The 13,555-nt window shown below is 72.0% G+C and carries 18 protein-coding genes; 13 read left to right on the top strand and 5 right to left on the bottom strand.

Annotated elements, in window-relative coordinates:
• Positions 1 to 14 precede the first annotated feature (14 nt).
• Together ACFYRX_RS03795 and ACFYRX_RS03790 are read right to left on the bottom strand one after the other, a co-directional pair.
• The gene (locus ACFYRX_RS03795; RefSeq protein WP_389096309.1) at positions 15 to 209 is read right to left on the bottom strand and encodes a DUF397 domain-containing protein; all 195 of its coding nucleotides are present in this window, start codon (positions 207 to 209) and stop codon (positions 15 to 17) included.
• Positions 210 to 216: 7 nt separating this feature from the next.
• A complete protein-coding gene (locus ACFYRX_RS03790) occupies positions 217 to 1,020 on the bottom strand; it encodes a helix-turn-helix transcriptional regulator (protein ID WP_389096307.1) in 804 nt (267 codons plus the stop codon).
• A gap of 234 nt (positions 1,021 to 1,254) precedes the next feature.
• Between ACFYRX_RS03790 and ACFYRX_RS03785 the strand changes: the two genes are divergently transcribed.
• Positions 1,255 to 1,662, top strand: a complete 408-nt coding sequence (locus tag ACFYRX_RS03785) for an ATP-binding protein (protein WP_389096305.1) — start codon at positions 1,255 to 1,257, stop codon at positions 1,660 to 1,662.
• Between the two features lie 109 nt (positions 1,663 to 1,771).
• Here the strand turns inward: ACFYRX_RS03785 and ACFYRX_RS03780 are convergent, their stop codons facing one another.
• Positions 1,772 to 2,500, bottom strand: coding sequence for an SDR family oxidoreductase (locus ACFYRX_RS03780; RefSeq protein WP_389096303.1), 729 nt, complete (start codon positions 2,498 to 2,500; stop codon positions 1,772 to 1,774).
• A 74-nt stretch (positions 2,501 to 2,574) separates the two neighbouring features.
• Between ACFYRX_RS03780 and ACFYRX_RS03775 the strand changes: the two genes are divergently transcribed.
• Positions 2,575 to 2,952 carry a MerR family transcriptional regulator gene (locus ACFYRX_RS03775; RefSeq protein WP_389096301.1) on the top strand — a complete coding sequence of 126 codons (378 nt, stop codon included), beginning with the start codon at positions 2,575 to 2,577 and terminating at the stop codon, positions 2,950 to 2,952.
• Positions 2,953 to 3,507: 555 nt separating this feature from the next.
• A complete protein-coding gene (locus tag ACFYRX_RS03770; RefSeq protein ID WP_389096299.1) occupies positions 3,508 to 3,879 on the top strand; it encodes a holo-ACP synthase in 372 nt (123 codons plus the stop codon).
• 24 nt (positions 3,880 to 3,903) lie between these two features.
• Here the strand turns inward: ACFYRX_RS03770 and ACFYRX_RS03765 are convergent, their stop codons facing one another.
• Positions 3,904 to 4,521, bottom strand: a complete 618-nt coding sequence (locus ACFYRX_RS03765) for a TOPRIM nucleotidyl transferase/hydrolase domain-containing protein (RefSeq protein WP_389096297.1) — start codon at positions 4,519 to 4,521, stop codon at positions 3,904 to 3,906.
• Positions 4,522 to 4,621: 100 nt separating this feature from the next.
• On the opposite strand from ACFYRX_RS03765, the gene ACFYRX_RS03760 reads away from it, so the two are divergent.
• The 6 genes from ACFYRX_RS03760 to ACFYRX_RS03735 all read left to right on the top strand — a co-directional run bounded on the left by ACFYRX_RS03760 (position 4,622) and on the right by ACFYRX_RS03735 (position 10,247).
• Positions 4,622 to 6,055, top strand: a complete 1,434-nt coding sequence (locus ACFYRX_RS03760; protein ID WP_389096295.1) for an NAD(P)H-hydrate dehydratase — start codon at positions 4,622 to 4,624, stop codon at positions 6,053 to 6,055.
• A 78-nt stretch (positions 6,056 to 6,133) separates the two neighbouring features.
• Positions 6,134 to 6,820, top strand: coding sequence for a M23 family metallopeptidase (locus tag ACFYRX_RS03755; protein ID WP_389096293.1), 687 nt, complete (start codon positions 6,134 to 6,136; stop codon positions 6,818 to 6,820).
• A 74-nt stretch (positions 6,821 to 6,894) separates the two neighbouring features.
• Positions 6,895 to 8,064 carry an alanine racemase gene (gene alr / locus ACFYRX_RS03750; protein ID WP_389096291.1) on the top strand — a complete coding sequence of 390 codons (1,170 nt, stop codon included), beginning with the start codon at positions 6,895 to 6,897 and terminating at the stop codon, positions 8,062 to 8,064.
• A gap of 127 nt (positions 8,065 to 8,191) precedes the next feature.
• Entirely contained in the window at positions 8,192 to 9,445 is a 1,254-nt protein-coding gene (locus ACFYRX_RS03745) for an alpha/beta fold hydrolase (RefSeq protein ID WP_389096289.1), read from the top strand.
• On the top strand, positions 9,417 to 9,923 hold the full coding sequence (gene tsaE, locus ACFYRX_RS03740) for a tRNA (adenosine(37)-N6)-threonylcarbamoyltransferase complex ATPase subunit type 1 TsaE (RefSeq protein WP_389096287.1): 507 nt from the start codon (positions 9,417 to 9,419) through the stop codon (positions 9,921 to 9,923). The genes ACFYRX_RS03745 and tsaE overlap by 29 nt, the downstream gene beginning before the upstream one ends.
• Before the next feature lie 141 nt (positions 9,924 to 10,064).
• Positions 10,065 to 10,247 carry a hypothetical protein gene (locus ACFYRX_RS03735; RefSeq protein ID WP_389096286.1) on the top strand — a complete coding sequence of 61 codons (183 nt, stop codon included), beginning with the start codon at positions 10,065 to 10,067 and terminating at the stop codon, positions 10,245 to 10,247.
• Between the two features lie 20 nt (positions 10,248 to 10,267).
• Here the strand turns inward: ACFYRX_RS03735 and ACFYRX_RS03730 are convergent, their stop codons facing one another.
• Positions 10,268 to 10,819 carry a hypothetical protein gene (locus tag ACFYRX_RS03730; RefSeq protein ID WP_389096284.1) on the bottom strand — a complete coding sequence of 184 codons (552 nt, stop codon included), beginning with the start codon at positions 10,817 to 10,819 and terminating at the stop codon, positions 10,268 to 10,270.
• A 177-nt stretch (positions 10,820 to 10,996) separates the two neighbouring features.
• Here ACFYRX_RS03730 and tsaB point away from each other — a divergent pair, with 177 nt between their 5' ends.
• The 4 genes from tsaB to ACFYRX_RS03710 are packed head-to-tail and all read left to right on the top strand — an operon-like array spanning position 10,997 to position 13,551.
• Complete coding sequence (gene tsaB / locus ACFYRX_RS03725; protein WP_389096282.1) at positions 10,997 to 11,653, top strand: tRNA (adenosine(37)-N6)-threonylcarbamoyltransferase complex dimerization subunit type 1 TsaB; 657 nt, start codon at positions 10,997 to 10,999, stop codon at positions 11,651 to 11,653.
• Positions 11,650 to 12,219, top strand: a complete 570-nt coding sequence (gene rimI / locus ACFYRX_RS03720) for a ribosomal protein S18-alanine N-acetyltransferase (protein WP_389096280.1) — start codon at positions 11,650 to 11,652, stop codon at positions 12,217 to 12,219. Before tsaB ends, rimI begins: the two co-directional genes overlap by 4 nt.
• A complete protein-coding gene (gene tsaD / locus ACFYRX_RS03715; protein ID WP_389096278.1) occupies positions 12,212 to 13,297 on the top strand; it encodes a tRNA (adenosine(37)-N6)-threonylcarbamoyltransferase complex transferase subunit TsaD in 1,086 nt (361 codons plus the stop codon). The genes rimI and tsaD overlap by 8 nt, the downstream gene beginning before the upstream one ends.
• Entirely contained in the window at positions 13,294 to 13,551 is a 258-nt protein-coding gene (locus ACFYRX_RS03710) for a hypothetical protein (RefSeq protein WP_389096276.1), read from the top strand. The genes tsaD and ACFYRX_RS03710 overlap by 4 nt, the downstream gene beginning before the upstream one ends.
• Positions 13,552 to 13,555 lie beyond the last annotated feature (4 nt).

The raw sequence follows: 13,555 nt of genomic DNA, 5'->3' as shown, positions 1-13,555 counted from the left end.
TGTCCGGTGCGGGGTCACTGACTCACGGGGGCGCTCTTGAGGGCGTCGAGGAAGGCGGAGAAGGGGGCGGGGGGGAAGGTGAGGGTGGCGGTGGTGGGGGTTTTGGAGTCGCGGACGGCTATGTGGGTGGGGTGGGTTGAGATCTCGACGCAATTGTTGCCGTCGCCGCCGCCGGAGTAGGACGACTTTCGCCAGTTGTCGCGGGTCACGGGTGCCTCACAGTTCCTTGGCCAGCCGGTGGATGAAGTCACGGGACCGCTCGGGGTCGAGTGACGCGCCTTCCACTCTATGAAGGAGAGTTCGAAAGACACCGAGCTGGGCTTCGGAATCGACGAAGGCAGTGCCGTGGGGCGCGTCGCGAACCGCGGTGTCCAGCCGGGGTACGGCGCCACCCGCCAGCATCATGGTGGTCCACGTTCCGCCGAAACCGTCCAGGTCGAAGGGGATCACACGCACGGTGATGTGATCCGCCTCGGAGAGCTGCAGTACGTGGGCGAGCTGCGCACGTGAGGCGGCCCGGTCGCCGAGCCGGATGCGCAACGCCGCCTCATGGATGACCGCCCGGTACGGGACGGTGAGCCGCTGACGCTCCATGCGGTGACGCACCCGCAATTCGAGCTCGTCGAGCGGCAGTTCGGGGACTCGGGAGGAGAAAGCCGCGCGGGCGTAGCCGGGCGTCTGGAGCAGGCCGGGGATGAACAGGAACTCCACGTCGTGGCGGTGCGTGGAGTGGTGCTCCAGTTCGGCGATGTCCAGAAAGGGCGTGGGCAGGAGGCCTCGATACTCCTCCCACCAGCCCCGGGTCCGGTCGGTGGCCATCGCGACCAGGGCGTCGACGAACTCCTCGTCCGTACAGGCGTAGTGGGACGCGAGGCGGCGTAGTCGCTTCTCGCTCACTCCTGCGAGGGCGGACTCGATGTGAGTGATCTGGGCCGGGCTCACACCGAGCAGCGCTGCCGCCTGCCGGGCGTTGAGGCCAGCGGCTTCTCGGAGTCTGCGCAGTTCAGTGGCCAGTCGCATCTGGCGTGCCGTCGGTTCGCGCCTCAAAGCTCTCGACCGCTCCTAGGTTCAACGCGCCTGGAGGCGCGACTCGTTCGGCGTCAGATTACGCGATCGGCTTGCTGAATCTCTATGTATAGATCTACCGTCGGTGACGCAATGAACACTCTGCGGAAGCGCACCGCCCCGTCCCGCCATGACGGCCGCGACACTGCCACCGCCCCCAACCCCCCACCACCGAAACGGAGTTCACGCATGCCCGAAAACGAACCCTGGGAGTACACGCTGTACATCCCGAACGATGTCCGAGCCGTCACCGTCGCCCGCCGCACCCTCCGGCTCATCCTCACGATGCACGGCCTGATCCGCCTGACGGACACCGCGGAGCTGCTCGCGGCGGAGTTGGTCTCGAACGCCGTACGCCACACGAAGGGGCCGGCCGCGTTGCGGGTGCGTTGGTCGGCGGGGGTGCTGCGGATCGGGGCGTGGGACGCGGACCCCGAACCGCCGGAGCCGCCGGGGGAGTTGGAGGCGATCACCGAGTTGGAGGCGGGGCGGGGGCTGGCGATGGTCCGGGCCTGCGCCGACCTGTGGGGGTGGCATCCGCTGGCGAGGAACGGCAACCGGGGGAAGTTCGTGTGGTGTGACCTGGCCGCGGTGTAGTTCGGTGATCCGCCCGCCGGTACAACCGGTACCGGCGGGCGGGGCGAGAACTCTCCCACCCGCCGGGTACCGAGCCCAGAAGCTACCGACCGAAGTCGGTGCGGGCCCTTTATGCCGCCGTCAGTGCCGCCAGGGCGCGGTCCATCGCGGCGTTGAATTCTTCCGGCGCCAGCGGCAGCCGGGACTTGATGTCCCGGCTCCACTGGTCGGCGAGGACCTCGGCGGAGTTCGCCTCGACACCGTCGAGCGCCGCGTCGGCCAGGTCCGACGGAGCGAGCTTGGCCACGGGCCAGCCCGCGGCCATGTCGGTGTCGGCCAGGCCGAGGTGCACCGCTGTCACGAGCGTGCCCTGGTCGGCGAGTTCCAGGCGGACGCCGTTGGTCATGGCCCAGGCGGCGGCCTTGGTCAGGTGGTAGGCGTTGGCGCCGCTGCCCCCGAACCATGACATGGCGGAGAGGATGTTGACGATGGCGCCCCCGCCGTTCCTGGCGAGCGTCGGTGCGAACTCCCGGATCATTCCCAGGTGGCCGAAGACGTTGGTCTCCAGCTCCTGCCGTACCGCGTCCAGCGAACCGGTCACCAGGTCGGTCCCCGTCTGGATCCCGGCGTTGTTGATGAGCAGCGAGACGTCCTGGGCGGCCTTGGCCACGGCCCTCACGGATGCGGGATCGGCGATGTCGAGGGGCAGTACCTCGACCCCGGGCAGGTCCACGCTCTCGGGCCGGCGAGCCGTCGCGTAGACCTTGCGGGCACCCCGTTCGAGCAGGCGCTGGGCGAAGGCGCGGCCCAGGCCGCGGTTGGCTCCGGTGACAAGGGCGACTGAGTTGTTGATGTCCATGCCCGTACGCTAAAACCTGACGCTAACGTCAGAGGCAAGTGCTGGTCGTCGGGGCCGGGATGAGGGGAATCACCATGACCGTCACAGAGGCCGCGACCGAGCCGCTGATCCGTATCGGCGAGGTGGCGCGGGGCGCCGGTGTCTCGGTACGCGCCGTGCGCTACTACGAGCAGCAGGGGCTGCTCATCGCTGAGCGCAGTCCGTCCGGCCAGCGCCTCTACCGGCAGGATGCCGTCACCCTGGTCCGTTTCTTCCAGCAGATGTTCGCCGCAGGCCTGACCAGCCGAAGGATCATGGAACTCCTTCCGTGCTGGGTCTCCGGGCACACCGACGTCGATCAACGAGCCATGCTGCGCGCCGAGCGGGACCGTATCCAGGCCAAGGTCGACGACCTGCAGGCCGCCCTGGACCGCCTCGACGAGGTCATCGCGATCACGGACACGCACCCGTAGGCACGGTCGGTCGGACGTCGCATTAGCGATCTACATCTGGAGCAGTACTACTCCAGATGGCAGATGCGAGTCGGTCGCGGCCTGACTGGGGCATTCAGAAGTGCAGCTCGCGAGGGAAGCCTGTCCAGCGCAGTTCGGAGGACAGGTGCCGCACGAGGCAGCGGGTGGCCGTGCCGGTCATCTGAGGTTCCTCTGCTCGACGAATTCGCCGCTCGAAAGGGTGAACGTACTCCGTATTTCCGGATCGTCCTTTTGGTGATCGACTCACCGTGCGCTCACGGTCACATCAGCTCACGAGGGCATGCACCGGATCTTCCAGGAGCGGCCCGAGAACTCCGGGAGACCGATCCCGACACCGCCGAGTACTACTTCCCCGGCCGGGGGACGGTTCGTGAGGTGGCCTATCTGGAGGGCAAGACGGAAGACAAGACGGAAGGAAAGGCGGAAGGGGAGGCCAAGGGGATTCCGTCCGTGCTGGAGGTTCGTCGAGGACCCGGAAGGCTCGTGACCGGAGAGGCGAACCCCGGGGCGCCGGGCGGATCGTAGAGTGCGCGGATGAGCATCATCGGGGTCGGTATCGACGTTGCCGAGATCGAGCGGTTCGCGGCGTCGCTGGAGCGTACGCCGGGGATGGCACGGCGGTTGTTCCTGGACAGTGAGTTGTTGCTGCCCAGCGGTGAGCGCCGGGGCGTCGCCTCGCTCGCCGCCCGCTTCGCAGCCAAGGAGGCCCTCGCCAAAGCCCTCGGGGCGCCGGCCGGGCTGCACTGGACCGATGCAGAGGTGTTCGTCGAGGACAGCGGGCAGCCCCGACTGCGGGTCACCGGGACCGTCGCCGCTCGGGCCGCCGCTCTCGGGGTGCGGTCGTGGCATGTGTCGCTCAGTCACGACGCCGGGGTGGCGTCGGCCGTGGTGATCGCGGAGGGGTGAGAAGGCCTCACCGCCCCACCCCCCTCACAGCCCCGCGAACAGCTCGTCCAGCGGGGCCGGTGCCCGGTCCGTGTCCAGGGCCTCGACCAGGAGGTGGCCGTAGCGGATCTTGCGGCCCTTCTTCGTGCCGAGGAAGCGGCGCAGTTGCTGGTGGCGGGGGCGGCCGTGCTGGGCGGGCTGGGAGAGGAAGGTCTGCCAGGGACGCAGGTCGCCCTCGGTCTCCACGATCTCCTCGACCCTTGCCGTGCCCAGGGCGCGGATGAGTTCGTCCTCCAGGTCCGACACGCACACGAAGACCGCTGAGTCCGCCGCTCCCGACCGCTGCAGGCCCCGGTCGTAGTAGGGGCGTTCGCGTTCGTCGCACAGGCCCGTCAGGCGCAGGCCGAGGCCGGGTGGGCCGAGGAGGGCGGCGTAGCGGGCGACGCTCATCGCGCCGCCCATCGACACGGCGGCCACTCCCTCGGCGGCCAGGTCCCGGTCACGCCGTGCGGCCAGTGCCTCGACGGCCGCCAGGTCGCTCGGGCCCTCCAGCAGTACCGCCGTCCGCACCCCCAGCCGCTCGGCCAGTTCGCTCGCCGGTTCACCGGAACCGCCGTTCGCCCAGCCGCCGACCGCGTCCCGGAACGCCCCCATGTCTGCCATACGGGGAGTCTGCACCCCGGGCCGACGGCACGGCATCCGATATCCGGCGGACCGGGCCCGCCTTGTTCGGCTTCGCCCGGGACGGGGGAGACTCGGAGCCATGCGTACTGCGTACAGCGTGGAGACGGTCAGGGCAGCCGAGCGGGAACTGATGGCCCGGTTGCCGGAGGGTGCGCTCATGCAGCGGGCGGCGGCCGGGCTCGCCGCGGCCTGCGCGGACCTGCTGGGGCGGGTGTACGGCCGTCGGGTCGTGCTGCTCGTCGGGATCGGGGACAACGGCGGGGACGCCCTCTACGCCGGGGCGCGGCTGGCCCGGCGGGGCGCGGGAGTCGCCGCCGTGCTGCTCGCGCCCGAGCGGGCCCACTCCGCGGGGCTGGCCGCGTTGCGGCGGGCCGGTGGCCGGGTTGCCGGGACCGACGGTGCCGACGAGCTGATCGCACGAGCCGATCTCCTCCTCGACGGGATCGTCGGCATCGGGGGCAAGGGCGGACTGCGGCCCGACGCGGCCCGGCTGGCCGAGGTCGCCGCCCTGTCCCGTGCCGCCGTCGTCGCCGTGGATCTGCCGAGCGGGGTGGACGCGGACACCGGGGAGGTGCGCGGGGCGGCCGTGCGGGCCGACCTGACCGTCACGTTCGGGACGCACAAGCCGGGGCTGCTCGTCGATCCCGCGCGGGAGTACGCCGGGTCGGTGCGGCTCGTCGACATCGGGCTCGCCCTTCCCGGCGAGGCGGAACTGGAGGCCCTCCAACATGCCGACGTGCGGCGGCTGTTGCCGGTGCCGGGCGGGGAGAGCGACAAGTACCGGCGAGGCGTCGTCGGGATCGCCGCCGGGTCCGCGCGGTACCCGGGCGCCGCCGTGCTCGCCGTGTCCGGGGCGCTGCGGGGCGGCGCCGGGGCCGTGCGGTACGTCGGGCCCGCCGGGGACGCCGTGCTCGCCCGCTTCCCCGAGACGCTCGTCTCCGACCGGGGGCCGAAGCATGCCGGGCGCGTGCAGGCGTGGGTCGTCGGGCCGGGTGCCGGTGACGACGCCACGGCCGTCGCGGAGGTGCTGGCGTCGGACGTGCCGGTGCTCGTCGACGCGGACGGGCTCCGGCTCGCCGGCCGGGACGCCGTACGCGCGCGTACCGCGCCGACCCTCATGACCCCGCACGCCGGAGAGGCCGCCGCGCTGCTCGGGGTGCCGCGCGAGGAGGTCGAAGGGGCCAGGCTGGCCTCCGCGCGCGAACTCGCCGCCCGCTACTCCGCGACCGTGCTGCTCAAGGGATCGACCACGCTGGTGGCCGACGCCGGGGGCGGAGCCGTGCGCGTGAACCCGACCGGGACGGCATGGCTGGCCACTGCGGGCAGCGGGGACGTGCTGTCGGGGCTCGCGGGGTCTCTGCTCGCGTCCGGACTGGGCGCCCTGGACGCCGGCAGCGTGGCCGCGTATCTGCACGGGCTGGCGGGACGGTTCGCGGCGGACGGGGCACCGGTGGGGGCGCACGACGTGGCGGAGGCCGTTCCGGCGGCCTGGCGGGACGTGAGGGACGCGTGAGCGCGAACTAACACCTGATGGGACCAATACCGGACGGCCGAGTGTGCGGAGCCGAAAGGGCGGTGTTTCGCTGGCCGCATGGATGAGCCACATATACGCGGCACCACCCGGCGCGAGTTGCTCGGGGGCGCGGCAGTCGTTCTGGGGAGTCCCGTTCTCGGTTTCCACGGCGATCCGCAGGACCCACAGCCCGCGTCGGACCCGCAGCACGCGCCGGACCCATCGGACCCGCCGGACCCGTCTGTCGAGGAAGCCGGCGGCAATTGCGGCAGCGACTACGACGCGGAGTTCGAGGAACTGCTGGCAGCCGCCGAGGAACCCGAGGACATCGAGGCCGGCGACCGCTCCCTCGCGTCCACCAAATGGAGCCGCCCCCTCCGTAAGCGGGCCAGAGTGACGATGCGTTACCGGGTCCGGGGCAACTGGCTGGTGGGATACCACACCGGAGTGGATCTCGCGGTGCCGAAGGGAACCCCCGTGTACGCGGTGGGCAGCGGCGTCGTCGTCCTGGCCAGCTGGTCGGGGTCGTACGGAAAGGCCGTGACGCTCAAGATGAGTGACTCCCGTTACGTCGTCTACGGCCATCTCTCGCGCATCTCGGTCGCGCGCGGCGCCAAGGTCAAGGCCGGGACACGGATAGGGAGCAGCGGCAGCACCGGGCGCGCGACCGGCCCGCATCTGCACTTCGAGGTCCGCGCCCGTCGGCCCTACGGCTCGGACATCGACCCGGTGAAGTACCTGGCCCGGCACGGACTCAGCCTCTGACACGCACGCGCGTGCCCGTCGCCGGGGACGTGCTCACCGGTGGTGTCAGTCGCCTCTGAGACACTGGGGGCGTCATGAACGAGACAGCAACTGCCCCGACCGCACCGCTCCGCGCCCGTGCCGAGATCGACCTGGCCGCGCTGCGGGCCAACGTGCGGGCTCTGCGTGCCCGTGCGTCGGGGGCCGCCCTCATGGCCGTGGTCAAGTCCGACGCGTACGGCCACGGCGCGGTGCCGTGCGCCCGCGCCGCGGTCGAGGCGGGGGCGGCCTGGCTGGGGACCGCCACGCCGGAGGAGGCCCTCGCGCTGCGGGAGGCCGGACTTCCGGGGCGGATCATGTGCTGGCTGTGGACGCCCGGCGGGCCCTGGCGGGAGGCGATCGAGGCCGACCTCGACGTGTCCGTCAGCGGGATGTGGGCGTTGCGGGAGGTCACCGAGGCGGCCCGGCGGGCCGGCCTCCCCGCGCGCGTGCAGCTCAAGGCGGACACCGGGCTCGGGCGCGGCGGCTGCCAGCCCGGCGAGGACTGGGCCGAACTGGTCGCGAGTTCGAGGCAGGCCGAGGCCGACGGCCTCCTCCGCGTCACCGGTCTCTGGTCGCACTTCGCCCGCGCCGACGAACCCGGACACCCCTCCGTCACCGCCCAGCTCGCCCTCTTCCGGGAGATGGTGTCGTACGCCGAGGGACAGGGCGTCCGCCCCGAGGTGCGGCACATCGCCAACTCGCCCGCCACGCTCACCCTTCCGGAGAGCCACTTCGACCTCGTCCGCACCGGCATCGCGGTCTACGGCATCTCGCCCAGCCCCGAGACGGGCGCCCCCGCCGACTTCGGACTGCGTCCGGTGATGACGCTGTCGGCGTCGATCGCGCTGGTCAAGGGCGTGCCGGGTGGCCATGGCGTCAGTTACGGCCATCGCTATGTCACCCCGGGTGAGACGACCCTCGGTCTGGTGCCCGTCGGCTACGCGGACGGCATCCCGCGGCACGCCTCCGGGACCGGCCCGGTGCTGGTCGACGGCAAGTGGCGGACGGTGGCCGGGCGGATCGCCATGGACCAGTTCGTCGTGGACCTCGGAGGCGACCGGCCCCCGGCCGGCACCCGGGCCGTCCTCTTCGGCCCCGGCGACCGGGGCGAGCCCACCGCCGAGGACTGGGCGCAGGCCGCGGGCACCATCGCGTACGAAATTGTCACCCGCATCGGAACACGCGTTCCCCGCGTCTATGTGAACGAGGAACAAGCGGGGTAACCGCACAAGTGCGTGCGAGAACGGCGAGTCCGGGAACACCGACGTCAGTGCCCTCACGACGCGCGTCGGAAGCACTGGCAACATCAGCAACATCGGGATCACCCGACCCAGCGAACAGGAGCGGTACGTGAGCGAGAGCAGTGCGGAGGCCGTCGTGGACGTCGCCGCGTCGGTGGCGCTCGCCTCCGCCGCGGGGGCGAACGCCGGCTGGCGGCGCGCGACCGGGTTCGCGGGCGCCGCGATAGGGGTCGTCGCCGCGGGTGCCGCGGCCGGGGTGGCCATAGAGCGGCTCACCGTCGGGCGCGGAATGCGGCAGAAGGCGCGGCTCGCCCTCGACTCGACCGGGCCCTACGGCGCCCTGCGCGGCACCCCCGGCAAGGCGCCGGCCGACGACGGCACCGAGCTCTACTACGAGGTCGACGACGTCGACCCGGAGGCCGTGCCCGCGCTGTCGCCGCGCCGGCGACGCCTGTTCGGGCGCAAGGCCCCCGCTCCCGTCACCGTCGTCTTCAGCCACGGCTACTGCCTCAGCCAGGACTCCTGGCACTTCCAGCGGGCCGCCCTCAGAGGCGTCGTACGGACCGTGCACTGGGACCAGCGCAGCCACGGGCGGTCCGCGCGCGGGGTGCGGCAGGTGCAGGACGGGGTGCCGGTCGACATCGAGCAGCTGGGGCGCGACCTCAAGGCCGTCATCGACGCGGCCGTGCCACAGGGGCCGATCGTGCTCGTCGGGCACTCCATGGGCGGGATGACCGTCATGGCGCTGGCCGATCAGTTCCCTGAGCTGATCCGCGACCGGGTGGTGGCGGTGGCCCTGGTCGGCACGTCGTCGGGACGGCTCGGCGAGGTCAACTTCGGGCTGCCCGTCGCGGGCGTCAACGCCGTACGGCGGGTGCTGCCGGGCGTCCTCAAGATGCTCGGGCAGCGGGCCGACCTGGTGGAGAAGGGACGGCGGGCCACCGCCGACCTGTTCGCCGGGATCATCAAGCGGTACTCCTTCGCCTCCCGGGACGTCGACCCGGCCGTGGTCCGGTTCGCCGAGCGGATGATCGAGGGCACCCCGATCGACGTGGTCGCCGAGTACTACCCGGCGTTCGACAACCACGACAAGACCGCGGCCCTCGCCCACTTCGTCGACAAGCCGGTGCTCGTGCTGGCCGGGGTGGGGGACATGGTCACGCCCAGCGAGCACAGCGAGGCGATCGCCTCCCTGCTGCCGGAGGCGGAACTGGTGCTGGTCCCCGACGCCGGACACCTGGTCATGCTGGAACACCCGGAGGTGGTCACCGACCGCCTCGCCGACCTGCTCACCCGCGCGGGAGCGGTGCCCGCAGGGGCTACCGTTGGCGGTTATGGAAGCAGTACCGCGCAACCCGGTTGAGACCGAGCTGACCGTCACCTCCCCCGAGCAGATGCGCGAGCTGGGCCTGAAGCTCGCCAAGCTGCTGCGCGCCGGGGACCTCGTGATGCTCAGCGGTGAGCTCGGAGCGGGCAAGACGACGCTGACCCGCGGGCTCGGCGAGGGGCTTGGGGTGCGGGGGGCGGTCACCTCGCCGACCTTCGTGATCGCCCGGGTGCATCCGTCGCTGGGGGACGGGCCGCCGCTCGTCCACGTCGACGCCTACCGCCTGGGCGGCGGGCTCGACGAGATGGAGGACCTCGATCTCGACGTGTCGCTGCCGGAGTCGGTGATCGTCGTGGAGTGGGGCGAGGGCAAGGTCGAGGAGCTGACCGACGACCGCTTGCAGGTGCAGATCCACCGCGCGGTCGGCGACACCACCGACGAGGTACGGCACGTGACGCTGACACCGCTCGGTGAGCGGTGGACCGCGGCCGACCTCAGCGTGCTGACGGCCTGAGGGCTGCCCGCCCTTTCCGTGAACGTTCCGACAACGCGTCGGCAAGATATTGCGTTCGGCGTCTTGTGCGTGGTCACATGGTACCCAGCTCGTGGTTAGGTCTACCTAACTACGCCCGCCCCCGAACTCCAGGAGGCGTCCATGGCGGCCACCGAGAACCGTCCCCAGCAGCAGCCGCAGCCGTACGCGATCGTCCGCGGTGTGTCCATGCGGGACCTGCTGGCGTCCTGCGCGGCGGCGGAAGCCGTCTCGACACCGCCGCGGGTGCCCGATCCGGGGACGGGGCGCCGGACCGTCGGACACGAGCACCCCAAGGCCGCCTGACAGGCCCTGGGCCCCGGCTCCTAGCGGATCACCACGACCCGCGCGCCGATCGTCGCGAAGTCCCACATCGCGTCGCCGTCCGCGCGGGACTCGCGGATGCCGCCCGTCCGCACGGTGCCGGTGGAGGCCGGGGCCGGCGCGTCGTCGACGGCCGCGCTGAAGCCGACGGCCACGCCGTCGACGCCGGCGAAGCGGACCACGTGCTCGATGGGGGCGCCGTCGGTGCCGGTCACGGATCCCGAGCGGGAGGTGACCGTGTAGGTGCCGGGGGCGGGATGGATGTTCCCCGGGGCGACCTCGAAGGTGCGGAAGGCCTTGTCGCCGGGTCCGACGAGCCAGACCCGGTTGTCGTCCAGGGAGTACACGACGCGGTTGCCCGTGCCGGAGTCCGGCGGGAGGGCGTCGGGGTGCCGGTCGTCCCGGGGCGCCTTGGAGGAGGCGGCGACCGCGGGGGCGCCGCCGGTGTGCGTTCCGGTGGGGGCCGACGCGGAGGCCTGGTAGGCGAGGAAACCGACCGTCGCGAGGGCCGCCGCGGTGAGGGCGGTCACGAAGCCCGCGTTGCTGGGTGCCACCGGCCACCTCTTGCGTAGTTGGTCCTGATTTGTGGCGACGGTAGCAGGTTGCCACTCGTGTGCTGTGCCGTCGTGGCTGGTCGAGCCCACGCGGCGGAGCCGCACATGGATACGGCCCCGCACCCCTGAAAGCGGCCGGCGGCCATCCCGGGGCCCCCGGAGCCGTAGGCTGTTTGCGTGCTCTTGCTCGCTCTGGATACCGCCACCCCCGCCGTGACCGTCGCCCTGCATGACGGAGGGGACGTCGTCGCCTCCTTCAGCCAGGTGGACGCACGCCGGCACGGGGAGCTGTTGTTGCCGGCCGTCGACCGGGTGCTCGCGGACGCGGGGGTGAAACTGGACGCCGTCACCGGGATCGTCGTGGGGACCGGGCCCGGGCCCTACACCGGGTTGCGCGTCGGGCTCATGACCGCGGACACCTTCGGGCTCGCGCTCGGGATCCCCGTGTACGGGGTGTGCACCCTGGACGGACTCGCCCACGCCGCCGGCCTGGACGACGGGCCCTTCGTCGTGGCGACCGACGCGCGGCGCAAGGAGGTCTACTGGGCGCGCTACGAGGACTCCCGCACGCGTACCGGGGAACCCGCCGTCGACCGGCCCGCCGACATCGCCGAGCAGGTCGAGGGGCTGCCCGCGGTCGGAGCCGGGGCGGTGCTCTACCCCGACACCTTCCCCGACGCCCGCGACCCCGAGCACGTCCCGGCCGCCTCGCTGGCCGCCCTCGCCGCCGAGCGGATCGCCGCAGGCGTCGCGCCTCCCGCGCCCAGACCGCTGTATCTGCGGCGGCCCGACGCCCAGGTTCCCAAGAACTACAAGGTGGTCACGCCCAAGTGACCACACCCGTGAATCCCGTACTGCGTGAGATGCGCTGGTGGGACATCGATCCCGTCCTGGAACTGGAGAAGGACCTCTTTCCCGAGGACGCCTGGTCCCGGGGCATGTTCTGGTCCGAACTCGCGCACTCCCGGGGCCCCGAGGCGACCCGGCGGTACGTCGTGGCCGAGGCGGACGGACGGCTCGTCGGATACGCGGGACTCGCCACCGCCGGCACCGCCTCCGATGGCGGCCCCGACGACGCCGGCTCCGGCACGGGGGCCGACGTGCAGACCATCGCCGTCGCCCGCGACCACTGGGGCACCGGACTGGGCTCGGTGCTGCTGACCGAGCTGCTGCGGGCCGCGACCGCCTTCGAGTGCACCGAAGTGATGCTGGAGTGCCGGATCGACAACCTCCGCGCCCAGAAGCTCTACGAGCGCTTCGGCTTCGAGGCCATCGGGTTCCGGCGCGGCTACTACCAGCCGGGCAACGTGGACGCCCTGGTCATGCGACTGACCACAGCATCCGACAGCGGCGCCGCCGCGGGACCGACATCCGAACGAGGAACCGAGATCAATGGCTGACGAACCGCTTGTCCTGGGCATCGAGACCTCCTGTGACGAGACCGGCGTCGGCATCGTCCGCGGCACCACCCTGCTGGCCGACGCCATCGCGTCCAGCGTCGACGAGCACGCCCGCTTCGGCGGTGTCGTGCCGGAAGTGGCCAGCCGGGCGCACCTGGAGGCGATGGTGCCGACCATCGAGCGCGCGCTGAAGGAAGCCGGCGTCAGCCCGAAGGACCTGGACGGCATCGCGGTCACCGCGGGCCCGGGGCTCGCCGGCGCCCTGCTCGTCGGGGTCTCCGCCGCGAAGGCGTACGCCTACGCCCTCGGCAAGCCCCTCTACGGCGTCAACCACCTCGCCTCCCACATCTGCGTCGACCAGCTGGAACACGGGGCGCTGCCCGAACCGACGATGGCACTGCTCGTCTCCGGTGGGCACTCGTCCCTGCTGCTGTCCTCCGACATCACCTCCGACGTCCGCCCCATGGGCGCCACCATCGACGACGCGGCCGGCGAGGCCTTCGACAAGATCGCCCGGGTGCTCAACCTCGGCTTCCCGGGCGGCCCGGTCATCGACCGGTACGCGAAGGAGGGCGACCCGTCGGCGATCGCGTTCCCGCGCGGTCTGACCGGGCCGCGCGACCCGGCGTACGACTTCTCCTTCTCCGGGCTGAAGACGTCGGTCGCCCGCTGGATCGAGGCCAAGCGGGCCGCGGGGGAGGAGGTGCCGGTGCGCGATGTGGCCGCGTCCTTCCAGGAGGCGGTGGTGGACGTGCTGACCCGCAAGGCCGTGCGGGCCTGCAAGGACCAGGGCGTCGACCACCTCATGATCGGCGGCGGTGTGGCCGCCAACTCCCGGCTGCGGGTCCTGGCCCAGGAGCGCTGCGAGGCCGCCGGGATCCGGCTCAGGGTGCCCCGGCCCAAGCTGTGCACCGACAACGGCGCGATGGTCGCGGCGCTGGGCGCGGAGATGGTCGCGCGCAACCGGCCCGCCTCCAGCTGGGACCTCTCCGCCGACTCCTCGCTGCCGGTGACCGACCCGCACGTCCCGGGCCACGACCACGTCCACGAGGTCAGCAAGGAGAACCTGTACTCGTGACCGTCGCGTTGATGTGGGAGGCCCGGGCGGCCGAGGGACGCGGCGAGGAGCTCCTCGCCTGGGCCCGCCGCCAGGACCTTCCCGTACGACCGCTGCGGCGCGAGACCTTCCGGGCGCCGCAGGACCGGGTCCTCGTCCTCACCTGGTGGGACGCGGCCTACGACGCCGAGCTGCCCGAACTCCCCGAGCCCGACGGCGAGTTGGTCGCCCGGGCGGTACACCGGTGGCGGTTCGAGTCGCTGGGCGCCGACTGAGGCC

This window comes from Streptomyces sp. NPDC005374, from assembly GCF_042872225.1.
GTDB lineage: Bacteria > Actinomycetota > Actinomycetes > Streptomycetales > Streptomycetaceae > Streptomyces.
This window is presented reverse-complemented; position numbering and strand designations above follow the sequence as displayed.